Genomic DNA, 21,492 nt, shown 5'->3' with positions numbered 1-21,492 from the left:
AGCGACGACGGCACGCCCGCACTGGCACCCCATTGGCTACCAGTGCGCCTGGGCACGCAAATCAGCCGCGCAAGACTGGGGCCGCAAACAGCGTTTTCGCTGATCGCGGGCACTTTATTGGAGCCGCCTTGGAGAGGCGAACTCTCCAGTCCTTCCCATTACGAGGTACATCGAGAGGTGCGGTCGAGGTCGAGTCGCGTCGAGCTGCGCAGGTCAGGGCATCGACGTCGTCCACGTTCGTACCCAGTCGTGCGCGCCGATTTGCGGCAGATGGCACCCACGATGGCCGCGCTTGCTTCACGTTGTGAGCACGTTGCTACATCCGCGGGTCCGGTGTTCGGGAAAGCGTCAGCTTCCCTGCGTGGGTTGCCGTCTATGGCCGTCTTCTCCCCCGACCTACTTGACGGCGCCCGAGGTGATCCCGGAGATGATCTTGCGCTGGGCGATGATGAAGGTGAGCAGGAGCGGCAGGCTCATGAGGATCACGTAGGCGAAGATCAGGTGCCAGTTGTTGAGGTACAGGCCGGCCGATGCGACGTTGTAGAGGTTGAGCGGGAGTGTCTGCACGCGTCCGCCGATGACGAAGAACGCGTAGAAGATGTCGTTCCAGATGTACAGGCAGATCAGGATCGTTGCGGTGCTCAGGACGGGAACGAGCAGCGGCAGGATCACCTTGAGGAAGACGCGCAACGGTCCGGCGCCGTCGACCCGGGCAGCTTCTTCGAGCTCGTGCGGAATCGTGCGGACGAAGCCGGTGACGAAGAAGATGACTGTCGAGAGGTACATGCCGACGTAGACGCCGACCATACCGACGATAGAGCCGGCGAGGTGGAGCTGGCGCAGCAGCAGCACGATCATCACGACGGCCGGGGGGAGCACGATCCCGGAGATCGCCAGGGCGTAGAAGACGGCGACGACGCGTGACGTGCGCCGGGCCAGGATCCAGGCCGCGGCTGAGCCGAATATCAGGACGATGAAGACCGCGGGCACCATGATGACCAGCGAACCGAGGAACGCGGCGGGGACGTGCCCGTCGTGCCAGACCTGGGCCAGGTTCTGCCAGAGCTGCCAGTGCTGCGGCAGGGCGAGGTTCGGGTTGAGCGCCTCGGCCTGCGTCTTGCCGGCGGTGACGACGATGATCCACAGTGGCATGCCCACCAGCAGCACGACCGCGAGGATGACGACGAACGGCTGCAGTCGCGCCCAGGGGCCACGACGTCCCCCGAGGGAGCGGTTGGTCGGGCGGGTGGCGGCGGTGGTGCTCACAGGACGTCCTCTCGGCGGCGCAGCATCGTGATGAGCGGGATGGCCAGCGCGATCACGGCCAGGAAGAGCACAAGGCTCATGGTCGTGGCCTGGGCGAACAAGCCCTGGCCGAAGGTGCGGAAGATGAAGATGTTCAGAAGCTCGGTGGAGCGGGCCGGGCCACCGGCCGTGGTGGCTTGGACGATGTCGAACCCGTTCATCGATCCCAGCAGTGCGGTGGCGACGTTGAAGGTCACGGCCGGCGCTAGCAGGGGGAACCGGATCTTCCAGAACGTCATCCACGGGCCGGCCCCGTCGAGGCGGCTCGCCTCGAGGACGTCTTCACTGATGGTCTTCAGTCCGGCCAGGTAGATGAGCATCGACAAGCCCATCCACTTCCAGGCATGGATGGTGGCGACGACCAGGATCGTCCAGGTCGTGCTGCCCAGCCAGGGGATCGTGACGTCGTGGCCGAGCAGGGTGGTCAGTATGCCGTTCAATGCGCCGGTGGGCTTGAGGATCGCCTGGAACACGTAGCCGACCGCCAGCGCGGACATGACCACGGGGATGAAGAACATGACGCGAGCGAACCTGTTCACGCGGGTGTCGGCCTCGAGGAGCAGGGCCAGTAGGAGCCCGAACAGATTCTGGAGGAGGGCGACCAGCACCGCATAGGTCAACGTGACCTTCAGGGCACGCACGATGTCGCCCGTCTCGAACAGGCGCGTGAAGTTCTCGACGCCGACGAAGTTGATCTCGGACTTGAAGCTGGACCAGTTCGTGAACGCGTAGACGAAGTTGAAGATGGTGGGCAAGAAGAAGAACACACCCAGGAACAGGAACGCCGGTGCGGCGAAGGCCCAGGGGTGGGTGCCTGCCCGCCGGGTCTTGTTGGCTCGGTCGGGCCGACCGTGTCTGGACCGGGAGGCGGGCGTGCCGACCTCGTTCTGGGCCAGTGTGGGGGTGCTCATCGGATGCTCCTCGTGGTGCGCCGGGGCCGCCTCGCCGCGTGGCGGGCGGCCCCGGCAGTCGATGCTAGAAGCCGGCGACGCCCTGCGCGGAGGCGAGCTGGGCGAACTGGTCCTGCGTCTGCTGAGCGACCTGTTCCGGGGTGAGGCTGCCCTGGATCATGTCTCCGAGCCGCAGGTACAGGTCGGGGTTGGCCACGGCCAGGGCCTGCATCGAGCCGGCGGACGTGCTCAGGGACTTGGCGACCGCCAGGAGTGCGTCCGGGACCGTGGACGGGGTCGGCACGCTCGGCTGGAGCGAGACGGTGTTCAGCGTGTTCACGAAGTCGGCGTAGCCGTCACCGAGCCAGAAGTGAAGCTGCCGGGAGGCGGCCTCACGCTTGGCGTCGCCCGTCTTGAACGCGACCAGGGCGTTGGACTGGTCGGGGATGTAGGTCCCGACGTTGCCGTCCGTCGAGATCGGGAAGAAGCCGATCTTCTGGTTCAGCTCGTCCGTCTTGGCCAGCGACTGCAGCTGGCTGAAGTAGGAGTTGACCTGCATGACCATGCCGGCGTCACCGGCGAGCAGCGCCTTGCCCTGGTCCTCGAACGTCGCGGTCTTGATGTCGGAGTTGAACAGGCCGTCGTCGATCATCTTCTTGTACCCGGTGATCGCGTCGATGATCGGCGCGTCCGTGAACTTGGTCGTGTTGGCGTTCACCTTGTCCCACAGGCCGCCCTGGGCGGCCTCGGCGAGCGGCGCCTGAACCCACCACTGCGTCGCCCACGGCGCACCGGCGTTGCCGCCCATCTCGAAGAACGGGGTCACACCGGCGGTCTTGAGTGTCTGCGCGTCCTGGAGAAGTCCGGTCCAGTTGGTCGGCGTCGAGGTGATCCCCGCCTTCGCAAGGACCTCCTTGTTGTAGTAGACGCCGATCACCGCGGGCGTGCTGATCAGTGCCGCGTAGCGGGTCTTGTCGAAGATGCCCGTGAGGTCCTTCAACGCCGGCTCCATCTTGTCGAGCCACGGCGCGCCATCGAGGGGCTGCAGGTTCGTCTTGGCGTTGATGGCCGCGAGCTGGGAGGCGGTCGGCTGCCAGAACGCGAGGTCGGGCTTGTCACCCGTGGCGACCTTCGTCTGGACGCTCTGCTCGTAGGGGTCGGTGATGGTCACGACGTTGACGGTCGCGCCGGTCTTCTTCTCGAATGCGCTGACCACGGACTTCGGCACGGTGTTCGAGTTCTGCGCCGCCCAGATGGTCAGCTTGACGCCGGACAGCGACGCGTCCTGCGCCGGCCATGCCGCGGCGGTCGCCGACGCGCCGCTGTCGCTGGACCCAGAAGCTGGGGTCGGAGCAGGCCGCGGTCAGGAGCCCGATCGCCAGCACGCCTGCGACGAGGGCGGGGTATCGCATCTTCATGGGTATCTCCTCAAGGAGTGACCGGCTTCGGTGCCGGTGACGGTGGAGGGAGGCCTGTCGGTTGTCAGGCCGTGTGAGCTGGGGTGATGCGCAAGATGCGGGCCTGGGGCTCGCTGGTGGAGGTCTCGACGCGGACGGTGCCGTCGTGGAGTCGGGTGAGGGACCAATCGGCCCCTGGTCTCGGTAGCGCGCTGCTGTCCGGGAAGACGACGCTCACGGCGCCGGCCGGCACGTCCAGCACGATCGACTGTTGAGCGCCGCCGCGGAACCACACGGTCACGAGGGTGCTGGCTTCGCACTTGAGGCCGCTGGCTACCCAGGGGTCATCCCAGCGAGGTAGGCCCAGGGGCCAGACAGGAACGGACCGTTCGACGTGGGAGCGTTCGCGTTGCGCCATGTCGACACCGGCGCGGACCAACGCGAGCTGGTCGGGGTTCATGGCGTCGAGGTGGCCCGAGAGGTACAACCGCCCGGACAGACCTGTGCACAAGGTGAAGATGATCTCCTCGTCGCTCATCTCGGGCTGCGGGTAGGCCCAGTTGGCGGCCTGCTCCGGGGAGATCGACATGAGCGCGCCGCTGGCGATGGGTGGGTACAACAGCGGGTTCTGCTGGTCCGAGGTCGACTGCAGGTCGGTGCGGGACAGCATCGCGAAGTCGGAGCGCATGCCACCCGAAGCGCAGTTCTCGATCAGTACCTCGGGATGGCGCGAACGCACCCCGTCGAGCCAGGCCAGGTGCGCCCGGTTGTGCTGCAACAGCCCGTCGCCGGCGCTGTCTGCGGCATGGTCGGTACCCGAGCCGGGGATGACGTTGTAGTCGAGCTTGAAGTAGCCGATGCCGAACTCGTCGACCAGGCGGTCGACGACCGCGTCGAGGCGCTTGATCGAGGCCTCATGGCGTAGGTCCAGGAAGTAGCGGTCGTGCTCGACCACCCGTCGTCCGGCACGCAGCAGGAACGCCTCGTCCGGCAGCTCGTTGGAGACCGGGCTGCGGACACCGACGACCTCCGGCTCGAGCCACAGTCCAGGGACCATGCCGCGCTCGCGGATGTGGTCGACCACCACGGCGAGGCCACCCCCGGGGAAGCGGTTCACGGACGGCTCCCAAGCACCCACGAAATCCCACCAGTCGCCTGAGTCGTCGTACCAGCCGGCGTCGATGCAGAACACCTCGGCTCCGGCGGCGGCGGCGGCGTCGACCAACGGCAGGAGCTTGTCGGTCGTGGGGTCACCCATGAGCGTGTTCATGTAGTCGTTGAAGACCACCCACGCACCGGCCCCGGATGGACCCCGCAGGGCGCGGCGGTGGTCGGTCAGGGCGGCGATGGCGCCCTGCCAACCTGTGCTCGCCGAGACCACAGAGACAGGCACGGTCTCGAACTCCTCACCCGGAGCGAGCGCGTGCTGCCAGGCGTGGTCGGTGTCGTTCGGGCCCAACAGGACCACGGCCAGAACCGGCGTTCCGGCGGTGTCGAGTCGCGCACCGATCTCGACGCGCCAGGCCCCGTTGTGCTCGACCTGCCAGGCCAGGGCCGTCCCGTCCTCCTGCTCGGCCAGGACCCCCGCAGGCATCCGCGAGCCCGAGGACCAAGTGCTCGCGCTGGAGATGATGCGGGCCCCTCGTCCGTCCTGGTGCTGGTGAGCCGCCAGGTCGAGGCGGACCAGGCCGTCGTTGCCGTCGAGACGGCTCCGCGTCCACCGGCTCTCGCCGAGCCAGTCGCTGTAACCCTCGATCGAGACGACCTCGTCGGCGCCGAAGCGCCCGGCCGGAGCGGAGACGGCGAGGGACGACACCGCCTGCAGCACCAGCGCAGCGGTTCCGTCGTTGCGGACGATCGTGCGTGCCCGCACCGTGTGAGCCTCGACCTGCAGGACGACTCGCACGCGCAGTCCGGTCACCGCGTCGGACTGGACGACGACCACCTCGCGACCGATGCTGCCAAGCCCGTCGAGCATCTCGACGACACGCAGCGAGGCACCGATCGTCGTGGCCGTGTGGCGGATGTTCCCGCTATGACGTCCGTAGCCCACGGCGAGGATCTCGACCAACGGCTGCACCGCGCGCTGGATCAGGGCGTTGTCGCCCTCGGTGGCTCGGTCCCCGCCGACGAGGGCCGCCGCCGACCCGGGGCGGCACACCAGGTGCATCCCGTCAGGACCGTCCCACAGCGTCAGGATCTGCTCCTGCGCTGCGCCTGCGTCGGTCATCGTCGACCCCATCGTCTCGCCCGTCGTCGGTCGAGACCTATGAAAGCGGTGATCAAAGAAAATGGCAAGGCCCCGCGCCAAACGTTACGAACTGCTGTGATATCGCTATCAAATCGTGACCTGTCGTCGCATGGAGACCCCGCGCGCGCGACTGCCGCGGGGCGCGTCGAACCTCACGGCGACCACCGTGGCGGCACGGACAAGAGATCAGGCGTCGACCTGACCGGCGCGGTGCACAGCCGGGATCCGGTCCGGTCGCGGTGCCAGACCCGACGACCGTCGGACGATCAGGTCCGGGATGATCCGTGAGGTGATCGCCTGATCGCCGCCCGAACGAGCCCGCTCGAGCAGGTGGAACGCGCGCCGGCCAAGCTCGACGAAGTCCTGGCGCACAGTGGTCAGCGCGGGTGACCAGAGCTGCCCCAGTGGGTGGTCGTCGAACCCGATGACGCTGAGGTCATCGGGCACTCGCCGCCCCATGTCCTGCGCGGCGCGGATCAGACCCATGGCGAGCTCATCATTGCCGCACAGCACGGCGGTGACGCCGCGGTCGGCGAGCAAGGTCGTCCCGATCTCGTAGCCCGACATCGGGTCCCAGTCCGCCTGGACCACGGGAGGGACCGGAGCGCCGGCCTCGAGCAGCGCATCTCGCCAACCGCGCAGTCGCGAGTCTCTTTGCCTGCGGACGGGATCGCGACGTGATGAACCGTCGCGTGCCCCAGCTCGAGCAAGTACTGGGTCGCGCGACGGGCTCCGAGCGAGTCGTCCATGTACGCGTGGGCGATGGTGCCCTCGCTCCGCCCGCCCGCGGCCACCGCGACCACGGGCATCCAGGACGGGATGGCGGCAAGCGTGGCGACACCCGGAGGGTCATACTCCAGCACGATCGCGCCCGAGAGGGGCTGACTCAGGGCGAGGTCGACCGCTTGCTTCACCGATGCCGCCTCGTCGGTCTCGACCACGGAGATGACGACCATGAGTCCCTCGGCGCGCGCAGCCTCCTCGATCCCCTGGATGGTGGTCGCGTAACCGAAGCGAGTCGTGTTCCCGGCGAAGACGGCCAACATCGGCTGCCGACCACCCGCGAGCGCACGAGCAGCACCGTTCGGGCGAAACCCAAGCTTCCTCGATCGCCGCCTGAACCCGCGCGTGACGCTCAGGACTGACCTTGGTGGCACCGGTCAGAACACGCGACACTGTCGGGACCGAGACGCCCGCCACGCGTGCCACATCAGAGATCGTCGGCTGGCGGGCGGAATAGGGGTCGACCACGTTCCTACCGTACGGGAGCGATCCCGATGACCTTCTCACCTCGCGGTAGATCAAGGGGTGCGGGTACCGACGGGTGGCGTCTGTCTACGCAGGTCAGGGCGCCCAGGTGTTCCGGCGGCGTACACGCTCGTGCACGCGGATTCTCGGCGTTTGGCACCCAGGATGGCCCCAACCCCGCGTCCAGCGCGCGCGAGGTCGGAGGCCGCGCATCGGCTACGCGTCACGATGCTTGAGGAGCAAAAGGGTGGCAGCGATGATCGTGCCGGCGAGCACGGCGAGCCAGCCGAACTCGATCCATTGCATCGCCCAGTAGCGGCTGCCGGGTTGGTGCTGGTCCATTGGGTGTAGCCATGGTGGAGGAGATAGGTGATCGGGTCGTCGCTGATGGCGCCTGGGGAGACTGACTGGCTTCCCGTGTCGATCTGCTGCAATCCGGCCGCTCGCAGGACGGAGTCAAGGTCGGCCGTGCCGACGTGGGCGCCGGCCTTCTCCCACCACTGGGAAACGCTCTGGGATCCGGCAACGTAGTCCAGACTGCTGGTCTTGAGCGGCGTGAGGTACTGCCAGCGCACTCTCGAGGCGGCGAAGGCGACTCCAAAGGTCGCTATGACGGCGGTGCCGAGGGCTGGCAGCGCCCGTCGCAGCAGGAGCCCGGCGAGCAGGCCGACGGCGTAGGCCAGCAGGGCCCAGCCGATGACTGCGACTCCCGTCCAGGGTATCGCCGCGAGTCGAGGGGCCACGTCCGCGGACCACAGCGGTTGGTCGTGCCAGCTGATGAGAGCCCCCGAGGCCTCCGGCGAGTGCGGCCACGACGACCGCGCCGCTGGTGATCATGGCGTAGGCCCAGCGGGTTCGGCCGACGCCTTGGGTCCAGGTGTAGCGGAATGTGCCGCTCTCGAGTTCGCGGCCGAGCAGTGGTGCGCCGGTGAACGCCCCGATGAGCAGGGGCGCGAACAGGAACAGGGCGCTCAGGATGGCTGGATTGGAGTTGGCGTTGCTGAAGTTGTTCCAGGCAAAGGCGCAGACCTGGGAATGCGCCGGGGTGCAGGCCTGGACGGTGTGCCAGGCCGATCGGCTCTGGAATCCGGTGACGACTAGGTAGACCGTCACCACTGCGAGCACGGCGAGCGTTGCGGTCAGGGTGCCGCGGTGCCGGCGCCACACCACCCAGCCGAGCCGATGCCAGGGCAGCGGCTTGGGGGTGACGGACGGGACCGCGGCGAGGGTGATGGTGCTCATCGGATCGACTCCATCACGCTGGATTGCGGGGCTTGGCTGCCTTCGCGGAGGTAGGCCATGGCGAGCTCTTCGAGTGTCACAGGACGCGACTCGAAGTCGGCCGTGGCCGGGAGGGCGCCGTGGATGGTGCGGGCGAGCACGTGCTGCTGGGCGCCCGCGCCGGCTGCCTGGATGGTCTGCCAGCCCGGCCCGGGTGTGTGGGCGGTAGGGCCTGTGAGCAGGCGGTGGCTGCCAAGGAGGTCATCGACGGCGCCGTCTATGCGTACCTGTCCGTGCGAGATCAGCACGAGACGGTCGGTGACCCGTTCGAGGCTCGGCAAGGACGTGTGAGGAGAGCAGAACCGAGACTCCGTCGTCGGCCATGGCCGTCATGACGGTGGCCATGAAGTCGTGACGCGCGAGAGGGTCGAGGGCGGCGGTGGGCTCGTCGAGTACCAGCAGGCGCGGGCGCCTGGCCAGCGCCAGAGTCAGGGCGAGCTGGGCTCGTTGGCCACCGGAGAGCTTTCCGGTCTGACGGCCCGGCGCGATGTCCAGGTCGCGCAGCCGGCGAGATGCATAGGTCTCGTCGAACCCTTGGTTCAGGTTGCGGGTCAGGTGGATCATGTCCTGGGCCGAGAGGTTCCGGTAGAGCGGTGTGTCCTGTGCGACGAACGCAACGCCGTCGAGCGCGGCCTGCGAGCCGGCGCGCAACCCGCCAAGAACAGTGACGTCGCCGCTGCTCGGGGTGGCAAGTCCGACGATCAGGTTGAGCAGCGTGCTCTTGCCCGCGCCGTTCGGGCCGACGAGCGCGACGAGCTGCCCCCCGGGGATCTGCAACGTGCATTCGGACAGTGCAGTGACGCCGCGGTATCGCTTGGTGAGCTCGTGCGTCTCGATGATGTTCACGCGGCCCCTCCTTCCGCTCGGCGTGCGTCCCGGTCGCCCGTGTCGACGGCACCGCGACGTTCAGCGAAATCCCGCAGCGCGCTCGAGAAGAGGGCCACGATGCCGTCCTGATCGAGACCGGACTCGGTCGCATCCGCGAACCACGACGTCAAAGACGCTCGTAGCCCGGTCAGGCCGGCGAGGTCGACCCGCCGGATGTCGGCCCGGATGAAGGTTCCTTGTCCAGGCCGCCCCGTGGTCAGCCCTTTTCCCTCCAGGTCCCGGTAGGCCTTCAGAACGGTGTTGGGATTGATCGCCAGGTCCGCGACGACCTCGCGGACCTTCGGCAACTGGTCACCGGCCTTGAGATAACCCAGTCGCAGCGCCTGCTCGACCTGCTGCACCAGTTGCAGGTACGTCGGGATCCCCGAACCAGGGTCGAGGGCGAACGCGATCGGCGAGGCCCGATCCTCGGTTCGACCTACCCCCTTATCTATGTTCATAGTGAAAGGGTATAGCCGCATCGTTCTGGCGGCAAGGCCCGACGCCCATCGGGCGAACGGCTGACGTGTCTCGCTAACGCCCGAGCAACCGGTGCCGGGCGATTTCGAGTCCAAGCCGTGGCGCGGATGACGAAGCTGGCCGAGCAGCCGTCCGCGGTGGGGGCATCGGATGATCCATGGGCCGTTGGTCGCCGAGGGGTGGGCGGTGAACAAGAAGCGTGTCGAGCGGCTGTGGCGTCAGGAGGGCCTGCAGGTGCCCCCACGGCGCGTGAAAGCCAGCGGCGGTAAGGGCGTCGGGCAGGACGCGAACAGCGCCTGGGGGCCGCCGCACAGATCGTTCCCAGTGACAGGTCGGGGGTTGGGAAGATGGCCGGATGACAGATCACAGCACCCTCGTACTACCGCCCCTCTACGAGTCGCTGACCTGGCTCACCCCTCTCTCCGAGGAACGGTCCGCGCGACTCGTGAGATTTCTGTCTGAACCGGAGCCCGCTGAGGTTCTCGACATGGGGTGCGGGTGGGGCGAACTCCTACTTCGGGTCTTGACGGCGGCACCGCAGGCGCAGGGCCGCGGCGTCGACAGCGCAGCGGCCTCGATCGCCCGCGCGACGGAGCAGGCGGCGGTTCGTGGGCTAGCCGATAGAGCCACCTTCGAGGCGATGCCGGGGATGGAACTCGAGAGCGACCCCGCGGACGCAGTTATTTGCATTGGAGCGAGCCAGATCTGGGGACCGCCGGTAGAAGACGAGCAGCCGGTCGACTACGCCGCAGCTCTGCGTGCCCTCCGAGGTCTGGTGCGTCCCGGGGGTCGGCTGGTCTACGGCGAGGCGATCTGGTCGAAACCCCCTCATCCGGCCGCGACAGCACCCTTGGCTGGTCGTGATGATGAGTACTTGACGGCAGGTGCTCTGATAGAGCAAACCCGCGCCGCTGGATTTGAGGTAGTGGACTGCGATCAGGCAGACCTCCAGGAGTGGGACGTCTTCGAGGCTGGTTTTCGCGCCAGGTACACCCGCTGGATAGAACTGAATGGAGCGGATCATCCCGCCGCGGCCGAAGTGCGTGGGCGACACGAGCGTCAGCGCACCGCCTACGAAGACGGCTACCGGGGCGTCCTCGGAATGGCGTACCTCTGCCTACGGGGGTAGAAGGAAAGTCAGACTCGCTTCCGGCCAGCCTCGAGGAAGCCATCGCCTCCTCCCGGGCGTGTCGTGCAGAGCCGCCCGCCAGGTCGCAACCGACCGAATATGGCTCGTTGTGGACATCCGACCACGGAGGTCGGCGAACAGCCGCGTGTCCTCAACGCCGGAACTTGGCCGTCACGTTGGTGCCAGTCGGGTGATCGGGGCGGCGCCGATGGCGGAGTGGTTGCGTTCAGTGTTGTAGGTCGTGAGCCATTTTCAGGGGGCCGGTTACCCCCAGGCTGGAAGGGCGGCCGCCCATCGGTGATCGGCTGGCAGCCCGACGCGGTCCTCGAGCGCGTAGTCGCGGAACCTCGGAGGCAGCAGCACAGGAGCGTCGAACGCAGACTCAAGCAGCAGGTCCCAGCGGTTCTCGTAACGCTCGAACGTGGAAAGGGCCGAGCGCGCCCGGTCCGGTCCGACGTTTCGCTTCCCGGGCGCGATGCCCGGCTCGGTCAGCCAGTGCATGTGCTCTATCCATGCCGCTGCCGCAATGTGGTCACGCGGCGCGACGAAACACCTCACGGGGCCGGTCGGCTGGGCGTCGATCGCGACGAAGACGAACCACTCCCACGAGTTGCGGGCGTGTGTCTGCTCCTTGAGCCCGAGTGGCCAGGACAAGTTCTGCCCAGAGCCACGCGCACTCTTGACCTGTACCTCGATCATCGCCCGGTTGCCCTGCGTCTGCACTGCAAGGATGTCGGTTCGCTCCAAGCCATCGCGGGTCAACGCCGGCGCCCAGCCATGGCGCGCCAGCATCGACGCGACGTAGTGCTCACCGATCGTCCCGGTCATCTTCGTATCCGCTGGCACGGTCAGCATTGAACACCCCACCGTGCGCCGGAACGGCCTTCAACCTCGAATCGGGGCAGGTGTCTTCGCTGGACCTCCGAGCGGCGTGTCTCCCTGATGGTCACGGTCGTGGCGCTCCTGATGATGGTGACCAATCGAGCATCACGCCGATGATGCGATCGGTGCGCTTCGCAACTCTGGCCCCGACGGCGCTAAGCCCTGGTTCTGCGGCGTTGACCGCGCCGCGTCCGTTCGAGGACGACGCCAACCCGGCGGTTGGCGACCGCCGCCCGCGCGGTGCGGTTGTTCGCGGAGGCCGTGCTCACTGACGGGAGCCTGGCCCAGCTGTCGGCCGACGGGGACGAAGCTGCGTAGGGCCTTGGCCATGGCGCGGGCCGGTAGTGTGCGCGTCGTGGAGCTGGTGCGCGAGCTGGTCGAGTCGGTCGTCGCGGAACGGCTGAGCTGACCTGTGAGCGTCACCTATCCCGAAGTGGGAGCGACCGCCACGGGCTGCCGGTCGGGTATCACCACCTGCGCGCATCCGTGACCGTCGGGACCGGTCGGGAGCTCTTCGAGGAGCGCGCCGAGACGGTCCTGACCTGGGGCATCCAGCGCGGTGCAGACCTGCGGGTCGTCCCGGGGCATCGGGTCCGCGTCGGTGAGGACCACCGCATCGGGCTCCGTCTCGGACCCGTGCGGGTCTGGGCTCCGTGCCGGATCGTGTACGTCGTCGACGAGCCCGACCGGAAGGGCTTCGCGTACGGGACCCTGCCCGGACATCCCGAGTGTGGCGAGGAAAGCTTCATCGTCGCGCTTCAAGAGGACGGGACCGTCGAGTTCGAGCTCGTCGCGTTCTCCCGCCCCGCCAGCCGCCTGGCTCGTATCGGTGGGCCGGTCACTGCGGCGATCCAGCGTCGGACCACGGTGCGCTACCTCCACGCGGCCCACCCATAGCGGCGCCACAAGCACCCGTTCGCCACGCCAAAGGCGGGTCCACGTCGGCGCGGGCGGCGCTTCGATGACCGTCTCACCTGGCATGAGATGTCATGCCACTCTCCGGCAGGCCATCGCGAGCGTCTCTGCAGGTCAGCGACCTGCGCCGCCTCTCACGAGAACGTCCAGGAGCCCTTCGAACGCCCGATCGTGGCCCCACTTGGCCCCCACTTTGGCCCCCGGCGGTCGTCGCGCCCTCCATGACAAAGGCCCCGGCCCAGCGTTTTCGCTGGTCACGGGGCCTTTCCCGGAGCCGCCTTGGAGAATCGAACTCCAGACCTTCTCATTACGAGGTAGATCCGGGGGTACGGGTGAGGTCGGGCGACGTCGATCTCTGCAGGTCAGGTCGCCCAGCTGTTCCAGCGGCGTCCACGCTCGTCCACGCCAACTCGCTGCGGTTGGCACCCAGGGTGGCCCCCGACCTTGACGCGCAACTGTCCGGACAACCGGGTCAGGCTCCGTCTGCGCGAGATGCCGGTCCGGGCACGGTACGGCTCCATCTCGCGCGCACCGGATTAGTGCGAGAACTGACCAGTTGCCCGGCCGGGCTGATCCCCAGCCTGCACTAGGACGGTGAGCGGCAATCTGCGAGACACGCCCCACACCGAAGAGCGCGGGCCTCTAACAGGGTCGTCGCGAAGTCATCTTCCGTGCGAGGCGATAGTCGGCAGCGCGCAGGGGAAATTCCTGACTCTGGCCTGATACTCCTTCGTCGTCATGACGTGGCCGTCCACCCAGAACGATCCGGTCGGCAGGGACGTCATCTCCGCGATCTGAGCGGCGTTCTGTACCGCCGTTCCATACGTGTTGCCTTGGGTGTTGGTGGTCGCGCTGAACCAAGTCCATCCTGCGTAGCTGCCGTCGACGGAGGTCCAGTCCGCCGAGCCCAGAACGATCCCGGAACTGGCTTCACCAGTGAAGCCCGACGCTTTCCACGGTGGATCGGACGGCACATCGGCCGCCATCCGGTCTACCTCGGCCGACTCCACAGGTTCGTCGGGACAGTTCGGCACAAGGATCGACACGACGCCATCGTCGATACGCACACCGAGCGGTGGAGCGTCAGGTTCTATCTCGCACGAGGAAGCCAGCAGCGCGACAGCCAATACGATGACGAGATTGGGCAGTCGCCCTTTTAACACTTGACATACCCGCCGGCGCACAAATTGGCCCGCTGTTCAAACATCATTTTTTTCGGATCCCCATTCGCTTGACGCCGGCTACGGCTGGCGCTGCACTCAGCGCACCGAGCGATACCGCCACAACGGCCACACAAGCGACCGCCGACCATGCTGCCCGTCTAACCGCCCGATAACGCCCACCACGCATCACGGCCACCGATCGCGCACCCCTACACCACCGAGTGTGCGGGCGCACGGAAGGTATCGGCAAACCTCGTGAACCGTGGCCGAATCGAGTGACGTTCCCTCTTGCGGCCCAATGAGCTATGACTCGTCGGGCACTTGGTCCGCCCGAGCTGGTCCTTCGCACTCGAGGGAGGCCGCCGCCTTCCTCCGGTCGAAGCAGCTCTGGAGCCGGCCCAGGCTGTGGCGGGGGCGTGGTGCGAGCACGATCGGCCCAGAACGAGTTCCAAGGGGTGCGCCCCGCTGGTCACAGGCATTCGCGCAATCCGCGCAGCCCGCGGTCATCCAGCGGGGCAACGCGGAGCAGGGCTCGCGGCCCTGGTGCTGCTCTCCCATTGGTTACCAAGGCCGCCCGCCGTCGTGCTGGCGCTCACTCGAACCGTGACCCGAACCCGCGACGGTGATGACAGTTCCCATGTGCTCTGTGAGCTCCTGCCGAACCTCCGGGTGTGATGCGCGGGAGCCCGTCAGTACGAACCATCTGAGTGCGCGGAGCATTCGAATGACCTTCTCACTACGCATGAGATGTCATGCCAGTCCCCGGCAGGCGATCGCGAGCGTCTCTGCAGGTGAGGCGGCTGCGCGCTACTGACGAGGGGACTCACGAGCCCTTCAAACGCTCCATCGTGGCTACCACTTGGCACCCAGATTGGCACCCGACGGTCGTTGCGGCCGGCCACGCCAAAGGCCCCGGACTAGCGTTTCCGCTGGTCAGGGGCCTTCGAGGGTGAGCCGCCTTGGAGAATCGAACTCCAGACCTTCTCATTACGAGGTAGATAGAGGGCTGCGGGCTGGGTCGGGTGGTGTCGATCTGTCCAGGTCACGGCGCCGGCCGCTTCCACGCCCGTCCGCGCTCGTGCACCCGGATTCGCGGGGTTTGGCACCCAGGATGGCCCCCGCTAGGTGGATGTTCTACCACCCTTCCAAGTTCAAGAGGCTCCACGCAACCGGGCGAGTCAGTGCCCGGGTCGCAATGGTCAGCCAAGCACGTACGAGATTAAAACAACCCCAGCGACGCAGAACTGCACAATGACAAATTGCCACACAAAATCGAGCCAGTTGCGATGCACGGCGTCGGGCACTTCCATCGGCATTCGTTCCTGAAGAGCGCGGTCCAAATCCCGGAGGTGGCGGTCTCCCAGCATGCGAGCGAGCAGCGAAGACGAAAATGCAAACGCAAACACTTCGCCTTCAGAGCTCTTCAGCACCGGCGTTGGGTACGACTGTGCGTGTTGTAATTGAACATTGCCCTTAATCGCGGACCGGTCGATCGGATTGCGGACGGCCACACATGGGCCGCTTACAATCACGGCCGGCCAAACGGCGCCCCGGAAGACAGCGTAGGCGAGCGTGCCGAAAACTATACATCCGACCATGCGGTCCCAGAGCGAAATGCTCGCCGTAAGGATGTGCGATGCAGCGAAAGCGATCATGCCCACGACCACGAGCGCACCGACGACTACTGTTCCCGGGCGGCGGAAGGTTCGGCGAGAGTCAGAAGGCATTCAAAGTACCGAATCCATTTGAGGCCAGGAATATCTGGCCGTTCGTCACCATGGTGCCCAGCATGTCAGTCATCCAGCAGGGCGACATGGAGTCTGGTTGCCCGCTCTGGGGTTGGCCCTCCCATGGGGCACCAAGGCAGCCCACCGTACTGGCGCTCACTCCATCTGTGACACGGGCCCGCGACAGCGATGACCTCCGTGTGCATCTGTGATCTCCTGCCGAACCTCCGGGTGAGATGCGCCATAGTCGAGACGATGGCGAACGGGCGTCACCCTCTGAAGGAGCCCGTCAGTTCGAACCATTTGAGTGCGCGAAGTATCTAGAATGACCTTCTCACATTGCGTGAGAGGGCCCGCCGGTCGGCAACCCGCGGTTGCAGACATCTCTGCAGGTCAGGGGCCCGCGCCGCTGCTGACGATGGGCACTACGAGCCCGTTGAGCGCCCGATCGTGGCACCACGTGGCACCCACTTTGGCACCAAGCGGTCGTGAGGCACCTGCATGACAAAGGCCCCGCACCAGCGTTTTCGCTGGTCACGGGGCCTTCAACAGGAGCCGCCTTGGAGAATCGAACTCCAGACCTTCTCATTACGAGGTAGATCGACGGGTGCGGGCAGGGTCGAGGGATGTCGGCCTGTGCAGGTCAGGGGCGAGAAGCCTTCCACCGGGGTACACGCCCGTGCACCTCGGTTCGGTGTGTTTGGCACCCAGGATGGCCCCAACCTCCGTCCAGCGCAGAGGCACAGCCACGTTCCGCGCCGGCACCCGTTCGACCGAGCTGCCCGACGCCGTAGCCAACCCTCGTCGGCGATGAGCCGGATTAGGTCTGGCTCTTATGGCTTTAGGCAGTGAGGACGACGCACCGGGCGCCCACCTCACTCGCGCTGCTCTCGGCGTATCGATGAATCTGCGCCCATTGCGAGGGAGAGCTGGACGGTCCGCCGAAAGGTTCGGATCGACCTGACCGATCTCGTCGGGTTGGCGGATAGTTCGCGCTGCCCGCTGGCATATGTGCGTGAGAGGGAGGACCGGGCCGCATGGTCCGAACGCACCGACCCCGAGCGAGCCCACGGATAGTCCGCGTGGCTCTGCTGGACGATTCCGTCAAATCCGCACCTCCACTGCAAGCCCGACGTCGCTAGGCCGTCGCTCGTAGCGCTGGGAGCTGCATTCACAAGAAGGGAGTACCGCATGACCCGCGGCATGAACGTGTTTGAGGACCTGGCGAGGGACGCGGAGGGCCTCGCGTCCCTTCTCCGGTCCGTCGGCAACGAGCCACTGAACCACGAGGGATCGCGGCAGATCTCGTCCTGCATCACCATGCTCTTCGAGTCAATGGGCAACGTCGCGCACGTCAACCCCCAGGCCGGCGAAGCGTTCGACATCACCCCGCCCAAGGCGCAGGAGAAGGTCGAGGAGAAGGTCGTCCGCATCGAGGTCAACGACGAGATCCTCGACGGCCTCTCGGAGGACGGCTACTTCGAGCAGTTCAACGAGGCGAACCGCCAGCGCGTCTGGGACGCCCTGGACACGCTCGACGGCCTCCAGTTCACGGTGAAGCACTTCACCCGGCTCCCCGAGTGGACCCCCGTCGAGCTCACCGACATCATCGCGTACGCCCTCCAGCTCGCCATCACGGGCAACGACGCGACCCTCTGGATCGAGTCCGGCGATGCGCCGTGGATCCCCACAAGCAAGGAGGACAACGCATGAGCTCGACCGAGATGCTCCGCCGCCGAGCCCAGGCGGCACCCGTGCCCAAGCGCGGCGAGGCCCTCTTCGAGGGGACCGACTACCCCCGCAACTGGGCCGACTATGTCGGGCAGGACGAGGCGAAGGACTTCCTACGTGCTAGCGCAGCCTCCGCGAAGTACCGCCAGACGCGGCTCGACCACGTGCTCATCGCCTCCGGCACTGCCGGCATCGGCAAGTCCGCGCTCGTTCGGCTGATCGCTCATGAGATGGGCGTCGGCCTCATGGAGATCCAGGGGGTCGTCGAGGTCAACGACGCGCTGCGCACCCTGCGCAGCATGCAGGACGGCGACATCCTCTTCTGGGACGAGATCCACAACGCAGTCGCCGGCGGCAAGGCCAAGGCCGAGTGGCTCCTGTCCTTCCTGCAGGACGGCGTCGTCATCACCGCGCAGGGCGTCATGGCCGTCCCGAACGTGACCGTCATCGCGGCGACCACGGACGCCCAGAAGCTCCCCGAGGCGATCCTGTCCCGCTTCACCGTCAAGCCCGTCCTGGAGTCCTACACCCGGAGCAGGCCAGCATGATCGCCGAGGTCGTCAGCCGGAACGTCTTCGGCTCGATCGGCATGACGGTCCCCGGCGAGTGGAACCGGATTGCCGTCGTGGAGGCTGCGAACTGCAACCCCCGCGTCATCACCCAGCTGCTCCGCATCCTGCGCGACTCCGCGCTCGCCCGCGGACTGGCCGGCACCGGCACGGACACCTACCCAATGGACGACATGTTCACCTGGTCGGGCCTGACGACCGACGGGCTGGACCGGCTCGCGCAGCAGTACCTCATGACGCTCCTGACCTCGCCCAACTTCAAGGCCGGCGAGAAGTCGATCGCGCAGGCGCTCGGCGAGCCCACGCCCCCACGGCACACCGAGAAACTCCTCATCCAGAAGGGCCTCGTACGGATCTGCGCCTCGGGCCGCGAGCTCACCGCTGATGGCATCGACCGCGCGCAACTCCTCCTGGACGAGGCAGCATGACGGGCGCCCACTCACCGTCATCTGCGATGAGCCGACTCCTCGCGATCCGGGCCACCATCATGTGCGGGACCACCAAGGCCTCGAGCGCCTAGGCCAGCGCGGCGGGACAGCTTCGCCCGAGTTTCGACACCACGCGGCCGGTGTCCTGACGCCACTCGTGACCGCAGCCGCTGCACTGGTAGCGGGAGATGCTCACCAGCAGCGTGGTCGACCGCCAACCCGGCGGCTCGTGCGCCAGCGCCCGGGTCACGCTATGCCGTGCGGTGCCCTCGGACCCGCAACCGGCCGCGAGAAGCGCGACCGTGACCAACGTTTCCGCTGGTCTCAAGGATCGAGATTTCTCGGCTCTTTCCATGCTTCACCCGCTCCCGTTTGCCCCGCGCGATCCCATTTCATCCAGTTCGGAGCGTGCAGGAACGGAACGAAACCTGCTTATAGGTAGGGGCATCACCATGCGAAACGCGCCCGCCGTGACTAGTAGGTAAGGCCTATCGCGGAAACCGCTTCGCATCGACTCGGCCCGGTGAGCCGAACGCGCTCCGCCGGCGTACTCGATCAGGCCGCGCACCGATTTACGGTGCGCGGCCTGTGTCGTGCCACGACACCCGGCTCGCCCCAAGAAAGGGAGAGCACTCCCGCCGATCAACCCAAAGGAGCACAGCTATGTCCACCTCGCACCGTCTCGACGAGGTCCTGACCGCCGCACACACGTCCATCGCGTTGTTCACCCACAACATCGAAGAGGCCCGACTGACCAACGCGCCGATCACCTACGTCGCCGGATATGCCACCGCGCTCATTGCAACACTGTCTCGGCTCCAGACTCTGGCCGCAATGCACCCCGCGCTGACCGTCGCATCGCCAATCCCCGCAGGCGCGGTCACGGACATCGAGTACGAGACGTGGGCAGCCGAAACTCGCGTCCTGGACGACCTCGCCTCGATCACCCCAGCACCTGTCATCGTCCGCATCTGCGCCGAGGTGCCATTTCACGCATCCGAGCAGCTCGCCGCCGTGGCCGACGCATTGAACGGCACCGCCGTCACCGTGCGGAACACCTGGGACGGCCCCGTCGTCGACCTCAGCGCCTCCCTGTCGGCGCGCGCGCCGGCAAACTACGACGACCATGAGGAGGAAGGCGACGACTACACGGCGTTCATCGACTCCGACAGCCCGGCCGCCATCGAGGTTCGACGCAACCTCGGGTGGCGGTGACGCCCATGGCCACCACACGAGGACCACAGGTGCGCACCAACCGGCGCGCCAGCCACCGCACCGTCCAGCGAGAACGACCGACGACTCAAGAGGTGCGCCTCGCCCGCACCGCCGCCATCGTAGACACGGCCCTGGCAGGTGCCGCATGGGATCCACACGCCCCAGCCGAAGAACGGGTGTCGTTCGTCCCGCAGCACCTTGCAGAGCTCTGCACGCATGCACGGCACCGACGAGAACCGGTGTGGAATGTAGTAACCGCGCGCGCGGCCGAGATTCTCGCCTCACTGGACGGCCGGTCGCCCGCAACGATGGGCGAACAACGTGCAGTCGCGGTCCTCCTCGCGCTCGGCGACCGGCTCAGCCGGTCCGGGATTGCGGCCATGTGACACCCCAGGAGCCGGCACGTGCGGGCCGGTAACTCAACCTGGGCCGCTCATATGCCGATGCGCGCAGTGGGAGGTTATCCGGTGGCATATACACCGCCGCAGGCGTGGAGAGAAGACATCTTCGACCCGGCGCCCGGCGCAGCACGACGTCGAACTGGCGCGCGCGTGCATTTGGACCCTGGGTGCCGCTTCATCATGGCGGACAGTGAACTCACCGGTCCGATGCTGCCCGGCACCGCGGGATATGGACGAGATGCGCGCGGCTGTCCCAAGTGCGCCGACGACCTGTACCGCCCTCACTGGCGCGGGGAAGGGCCCTTCGTGATTTCGACAGGGATGACCGGCTGAGCGACCTGCCGAAGTGGAGCACGAGGCATCCGGTCGACTCGGCAGTCTAGGTTGTGAGATCCGGCCACGGATTCATCGGGCGGGTGTGTTCATTTGCGCCAGGACGGCGGCGTGGATCCTGGCGCCGACTTCGACGATGACCCTGTGGGAGTCGGCGTGGCCGGAGGCGATGTAGTAGGCGATGGCGTTGCGGGAGCGCTGGTTGGTGAAGACGGCGTCGCCGACGGCGTCGCCGTGGTCTGATGACTCGAGGAACTAGGCGCGGGAGTTGGCGCGGGCCTGGCCGACGAGGGCCTGGAACGCCGGCCCGAGCGAGGGCGTGACCCCGAGCAGGACGACGACGTGTCGACGACAGGTGAAAACTACCCCGAGCGAGCCCCCGAAACCGCCCGTCGCCCCTCGGCAACGCTTCAGGGGCGCGGGCCGTCCGGGGCAGGCAGCGGCACGAGGTGAGGCGGACTGCCGGCAGCGGTGACGACGAGCACCGGACCCGCGGGGCCCGGCACCAGAGCGGGGCAGGTGGGGTTGTCCATCGGCATGCGGATCTCCGCGAGCGTCTCGCCCGTTGGCGCGAGGCGACGGACGGCCGCTCCACCCCAGAACGCCACCCAGAACGAGCCCTCGTGCTGGCACATGCCGTCGGGGATCCCGTCGAAAGGCGCCGTGTCGATCCCCCCGGTCCGCGGCCCGCTCGCCGCCGCGTCGGTCGTACCCGAACGCGTCGACGCGCCGGGTCAGCGAGTCGATGAACCACATCCGCTCGCCCTGCCAGGCCATGCCGTTGGGGCAGCCGAGGCCGTCGAGCACGCGGTGCGTCGACCAGTCCCGGTCGACGCGGTACAGCACGCCGTCGTCGGGTCCGGTGCCGGCGTCGAAGCGCATCGTCCCGACCCAGATCCGGCCGTCCGGGTCGCAGTGCGCGTCGTTGGCGCGTCGGCCTGCGCCGGACGGTTCGAGTGTCGCCCGCACCCGCGCCGTGCTGCGCAGCACGTCCAGCTCCTCGATGCCGCGTTCGGTCGCCAGCAGCACCTCCTGGCCACGCAGCACCACGGCGCCGACCGTCGTCGGGTGGTACCACGTCCGGAGCAGGCCAGTAGCGGTGAGGTTGCGCACGCGTCGTCCCAGGATGTCCACCCACCACAGGCACCGGCGGCCGGAGTCCCACACGGGCCCCTCGCCCAGTTCGTCGGCATCGACCGGAAGAGGGACCGCAGCGCTCCCGGCGCTTTGGTGCGACGACCTCCAGTCCCGGGGCACGCGCCTGGTCTCGAAGCGGAGTC

General features: G+C 67.2%; 22 protein-coding genes and 3 pseudogenes. 9 read left to right on the top strand and 16 right to left on the bottom strand.

The genetic code is table 11. The features are described from left to right. Positions 1-396 precede the first annotated feature (396 nt). The 3 genes from AC38ZX_RS01765 to AC38ZX_RS01755 all read right to left on the bottom strand — a co-directional run bounded on the left by AC38ZX_RS01765 (position 397) and on the right by AC38ZX_RS01755 (position 3,366). The gene (locus AC38ZX_RS01765; RefSeq protein WP_491296115.1) at positions 397-1,266 is read right to left on the bottom strand and encodes a carbohydrate ABC transporter permease; all 870 of its coding nucleotides are present in this window, start codon (positions 1,264-1,266) and stop codon (positions 397-399) included. Further along, on the bottom strand, positions 1,263-2,216 hold the full coding sequence (locus tag AC38ZX_RS01760) for a carbohydrate ABC transporter permease (RefSeq protein WP_426594172.1): 954 nt from the start codon (positions 2,214-2,216) through the stop codon (positions 1,263-1,265). The genes AC38ZX_RS01765 and AC38ZX_RS01760 overlap by 4 nt, the downstream gene beginning before the upstream one ends. Before the next feature lie 64 nt (positions 2,217-2,280). After that, complete coding sequence (locus AC38ZX_RS01755; protein WP_491296114.1) at positions 2,281-3,366, bottom strand: ABC transporter substrate-binding protein; 1,086 nt, start codon at positions 3,364-3,366, stop codon at positions 2,281-2,283. 4 nt (positions 3,367-3,370) lie between these two features. Between AC38ZX_RS01755 and AC38ZX_RS01750 the strand changes: the two genes are divergently transcribed. Further along, positions 3,371-3,634, top strand: a complete 264-nt coding sequence (locus AC38ZX_RS01750; protein WP_491296113.1) for a hypothetical protein — start codon at positions 3,371-3,373, stop codon at positions 3,632-3,634. A gap of 43 nt (positions 3,635-3,677) precedes the next feature. On the opposite strand, the gene AC38ZX_RS01745 is transcribed toward AC38ZX_RS01750, so the two are convergent. The 9 genes and pseudogenes from AC38ZX_RS01745 to AC38ZX_RS01705 all read right to left on the bottom strand — a co-directional run bounded on the left by AC38ZX_RS01745 (position 3,678) and on the right by AC38ZX_RS01705 (position 9,601). Further along, positions 3,678-5,822: a glycoside hydrolase family 36 protein gene (locus AC38ZX_RS01745; protein WP_491296112.1), complete on the bottom strand. Its 2,145-nt coding sequence runs from the start codon at positions 5,820-5,822 to the stop codon at positions 3,678-3,680. Positions 5,823-6,029: 207 nt separating this feature from the next. Beyond that, positions 6,030-6,464 (bottom strand): substrate-binding domain-containing protein, encoded by a 435-nt coding sequence (locus tag AC38ZX_RS01740; RefSeq protein ID WP_491297276.1) that lies wholly within the window; start codon positions 6,462-6,464, stop codon positions 6,030-6,032. Positions 6,465-6,565: 101 nt separating this feature from the next. Beyond that, positions 6,566-6,889, bottom strand: a pseudogene (locus AC38ZX_RS01735) (type 1 periplasmic-binding domain-containing protein); the annotation flags it as partial. 418 nt (positions 6,890-7,307) lie between these two features. Next, positions 7,308-7,433, bottom strand: coding sequence for a hypothetical protein (locus AC38ZX_RS01730; RefSeq protein WP_491296111.1), 126 nt, complete (start codon positions 7,431-7,433; stop codon positions 7,308-7,310). A 293-nt stretch (positions 7,434-7,726) separates the two neighbouring features. Beyond that, positions 7,727-7,834, bottom strand: a pseudogene (locus tag AC38ZX_RS01725) (hypothetical protein); the annotation flags it as partial. A 106-nt stretch (positions 7,835-7,940) separates the two neighbouring features. Continuing rightward, positions 7,941-8,333, bottom strand: a pseudogene (locus tag AC38ZX_RS01720) (ABC-2 membrane transporter-related protein); the annotation flags it as partial. Next, complete coding sequence (locus AC38ZX_RS01715) at positions 8,330-8,620, bottom strand: hypothetical protein (RefSeq protein WP_491296110.1); 291 nt, start codon at positions 8,618-8,620, stop codon at positions 8,330-8,332. The gene AC38ZX_RS01715 and the pseudogene AC38ZX_RS01720, both read right to left, overlap by 4 nt. Beyond that, complete coding sequence (locus tag AC38ZX_RS01710; RefSeq protein ID WP_491296109.1) at positions 8,574-9,218, bottom strand: ATP-binding cassette domain-containing protein; 645 nt, start codon at positions 9,216-9,218, stop codon at positions 8,574-8,576. The genes AC38ZX_RS01715 and AC38ZX_RS01710 overlap by 47 nt, the downstream gene beginning before the upstream one ends. Then, the gene (locus AC38ZX_RS01705) at positions 9,215-9,601 is read right to left on the bottom strand and encodes a GntR family transcriptional regulator (protein ID WP_491296108.1); all 387 of its coding nucleotides are present in this window, start codon (positions 9,599-9,601) and stop codon (positions 9,215-9,217) included. The genes AC38ZX_RS01710 and AC38ZX_RS01705 overlap by 4 nt, the downstream gene beginning before the upstream one ends. Positions 9,602-9,869: 268 nt before the next feature. Here AC38ZX_RS01705 and AC38ZX_RS01700 point away from each other — a divergent pair, with 268 nt between their 5' ends. Together AC38ZX_RS01700 and AC38ZX_RS01695 are read left to right on the top strand one after the other, a co-directional pair. Further along, complete coding sequence (locus AC38ZX_RS01700) at positions 9,870-10,181, top strand: IS3 family transposase (protein ID WP_491296107.1); 312 nt, start codon at positions 9,870-9,872, stop codon at positions 10,179-10,181. Further along, positions 10,075-10,848, top strand: a complete 774-nt coding sequence (locus tag AC38ZX_RS01695) for an SAM-dependent methyltransferase (RefSeq protein WP_491296106.1) — start codon at positions 10,075-10,077, stop codon at positions 10,846-10,848. Before AC38ZX_RS01700 ends, AC38ZX_RS01695 begins: the two co-directional genes overlap by 107 nt. Before the next feature lie 264 nt (positions 10,849-11,112). Here the strand turns inward: AC38ZX_RS01695 and AC38ZX_RS01690 are convergent, their stop codons facing one another. Then, the gene (locus AC38ZX_RS01690) at positions 11,113-11,676 is read right to left on the bottom strand and encodes a hypothetical protein (protein WP_491296105.1); all 564 of its coding nucleotides are present in this window, start codon (positions 11,674-11,676) and stop codon (positions 11,113-11,115) included. Between the two features lie 540 nt (positions 11,677-12,216). Here AC38ZX_RS01690 and AC38ZX_RS01685 point away from each other — a divergent pair. After that, the gene (locus AC38ZX_RS01685; RefSeq protein WP_491296104.1) at positions 12,217-12,627 is read left to right on the top strand and encodes a DUF1990 domain-containing protein; all 411 of its coding nucleotides are present in this window, start codon (positions 12,217-12,219) and stop codon (positions 12,625-12,627) included. A gap of 680 nt (positions 12,628-13,307) precedes the next feature. On the opposite strand, the gene AC38ZX_RS01680 is transcribed toward AC38ZX_RS01685, so the two are convergent. Together AC38ZX_RS01680 and AC38ZX_RS01675 are read right to left on the bottom strand one after the other, a co-directional pair. Beyond that, entirely contained in the window at positions 13,308-13,691 is a 384-nt protein-coding gene (locus AC38ZX_RS01680; protein WP_491296103.1) for a hypothetical protein, read from the bottom strand. Positions 13,692-15,007: 1,316 nt separating this feature from the next. Next, positions 15,008-15,475: a hypothetical protein gene (locus AC38ZX_RS01675; protein ID WP_491296102.1), complete on the bottom strand. Its 468-nt coding sequence runs from the start codon at positions 15,473-15,475 to the stop codon at positions 15,008-15,010. A gap of 1,251 nt (positions 15,476-16,726) precedes the next feature. On the opposite strand from AC38ZX_RS01675, the gene AC38ZX_RS01670 reads away from it, so the two are divergent. The 5 genes from AC38ZX_RS01670 (at position 16,727) to AC38ZX_RS01650 (ending at position 19,864) form a co-directional block, all read left to right on the top strand. Beyond that, positions 16,727-17,248 (top strand): hypothetical protein, encoded by a 522-nt coding sequence (locus AC38ZX_RS01670; RefSeq protein ID WP_491296101.1) that lies wholly within the window; start codon positions 16,727-16,729, stop codon positions 17,246-17,248. Then, on the top strand, positions 17,245-17,814 hold the full coding sequence (locus AC38ZX_RS01665) for an AAA family ATPase (RefSeq protein WP_491296100.1): 570 nt from the start codon (positions 17,245-17,247) through the stop codon (positions 17,812-17,814). The genes AC38ZX_RS01670 and AC38ZX_RS01665 overlap by 4 nt, the downstream gene beginning before the upstream one ends. Beyond that, positions 17,811-18,263: a Holliday junction DNA helicase RuvB C-terminal domain-containing protein gene (locus AC38ZX_RS01660; RefSeq protein WP_491296099.1), complete on the top strand. Its 453-nt coding sequence runs from the start codon at positions 17,811-17,813 to the stop codon at positions 18,261-18,263. The genes AC38ZX_RS01665 and AC38ZX_RS01660 overlap by 4 nt, the downstream gene beginning before the upstream one ends. Before the next feature lie 720 nt (positions 18,264-18,983). Continuing rightward, on the top strand, positions 18,984-19,478 hold the full coding sequence (locus AC38ZX_RS01655) for a hypothetical protein (RefSeq protein ID WP_491296097.1): 495 nt from the start codon (positions 18,984-18,986) through the stop codon (positions 19,476-19,478). 29 nt (positions 19,479-19,507) lie between these two features. Then, positions 19,508-19,864, top strand: coding sequence for a hypothetical protein (locus AC38ZX_RS01650; protein WP_491296096.1), 357 nt, complete (start codon positions 19,508-19,510; stop codon positions 19,862-19,864). 603 nt (positions 19,865-20,467) lie between these two features. On the opposite strand, the gene AC38ZX_RS01645 is transcribed toward AC38ZX_RS01650, so the two are convergent. Beyond that, positions 20,468-21,379, bottom strand: coding sequence for an SMP-30/gluconolactonase/LRE family protein (locus AC38ZX_RS01645; protein ID WP_491296094.1), 912 nt, complete (start codon positions 21,377-21,379; stop codon positions 20,468-20,470). Positions 21,380-21,492 lie beyond the last annotated feature (113 nt).

This window comes from Cellulomonas sp. McL0606, from assembly GCF_058248365.1.
This window is presented reverse-complemented; position numbering and strand designations above follow the sequence as displayed.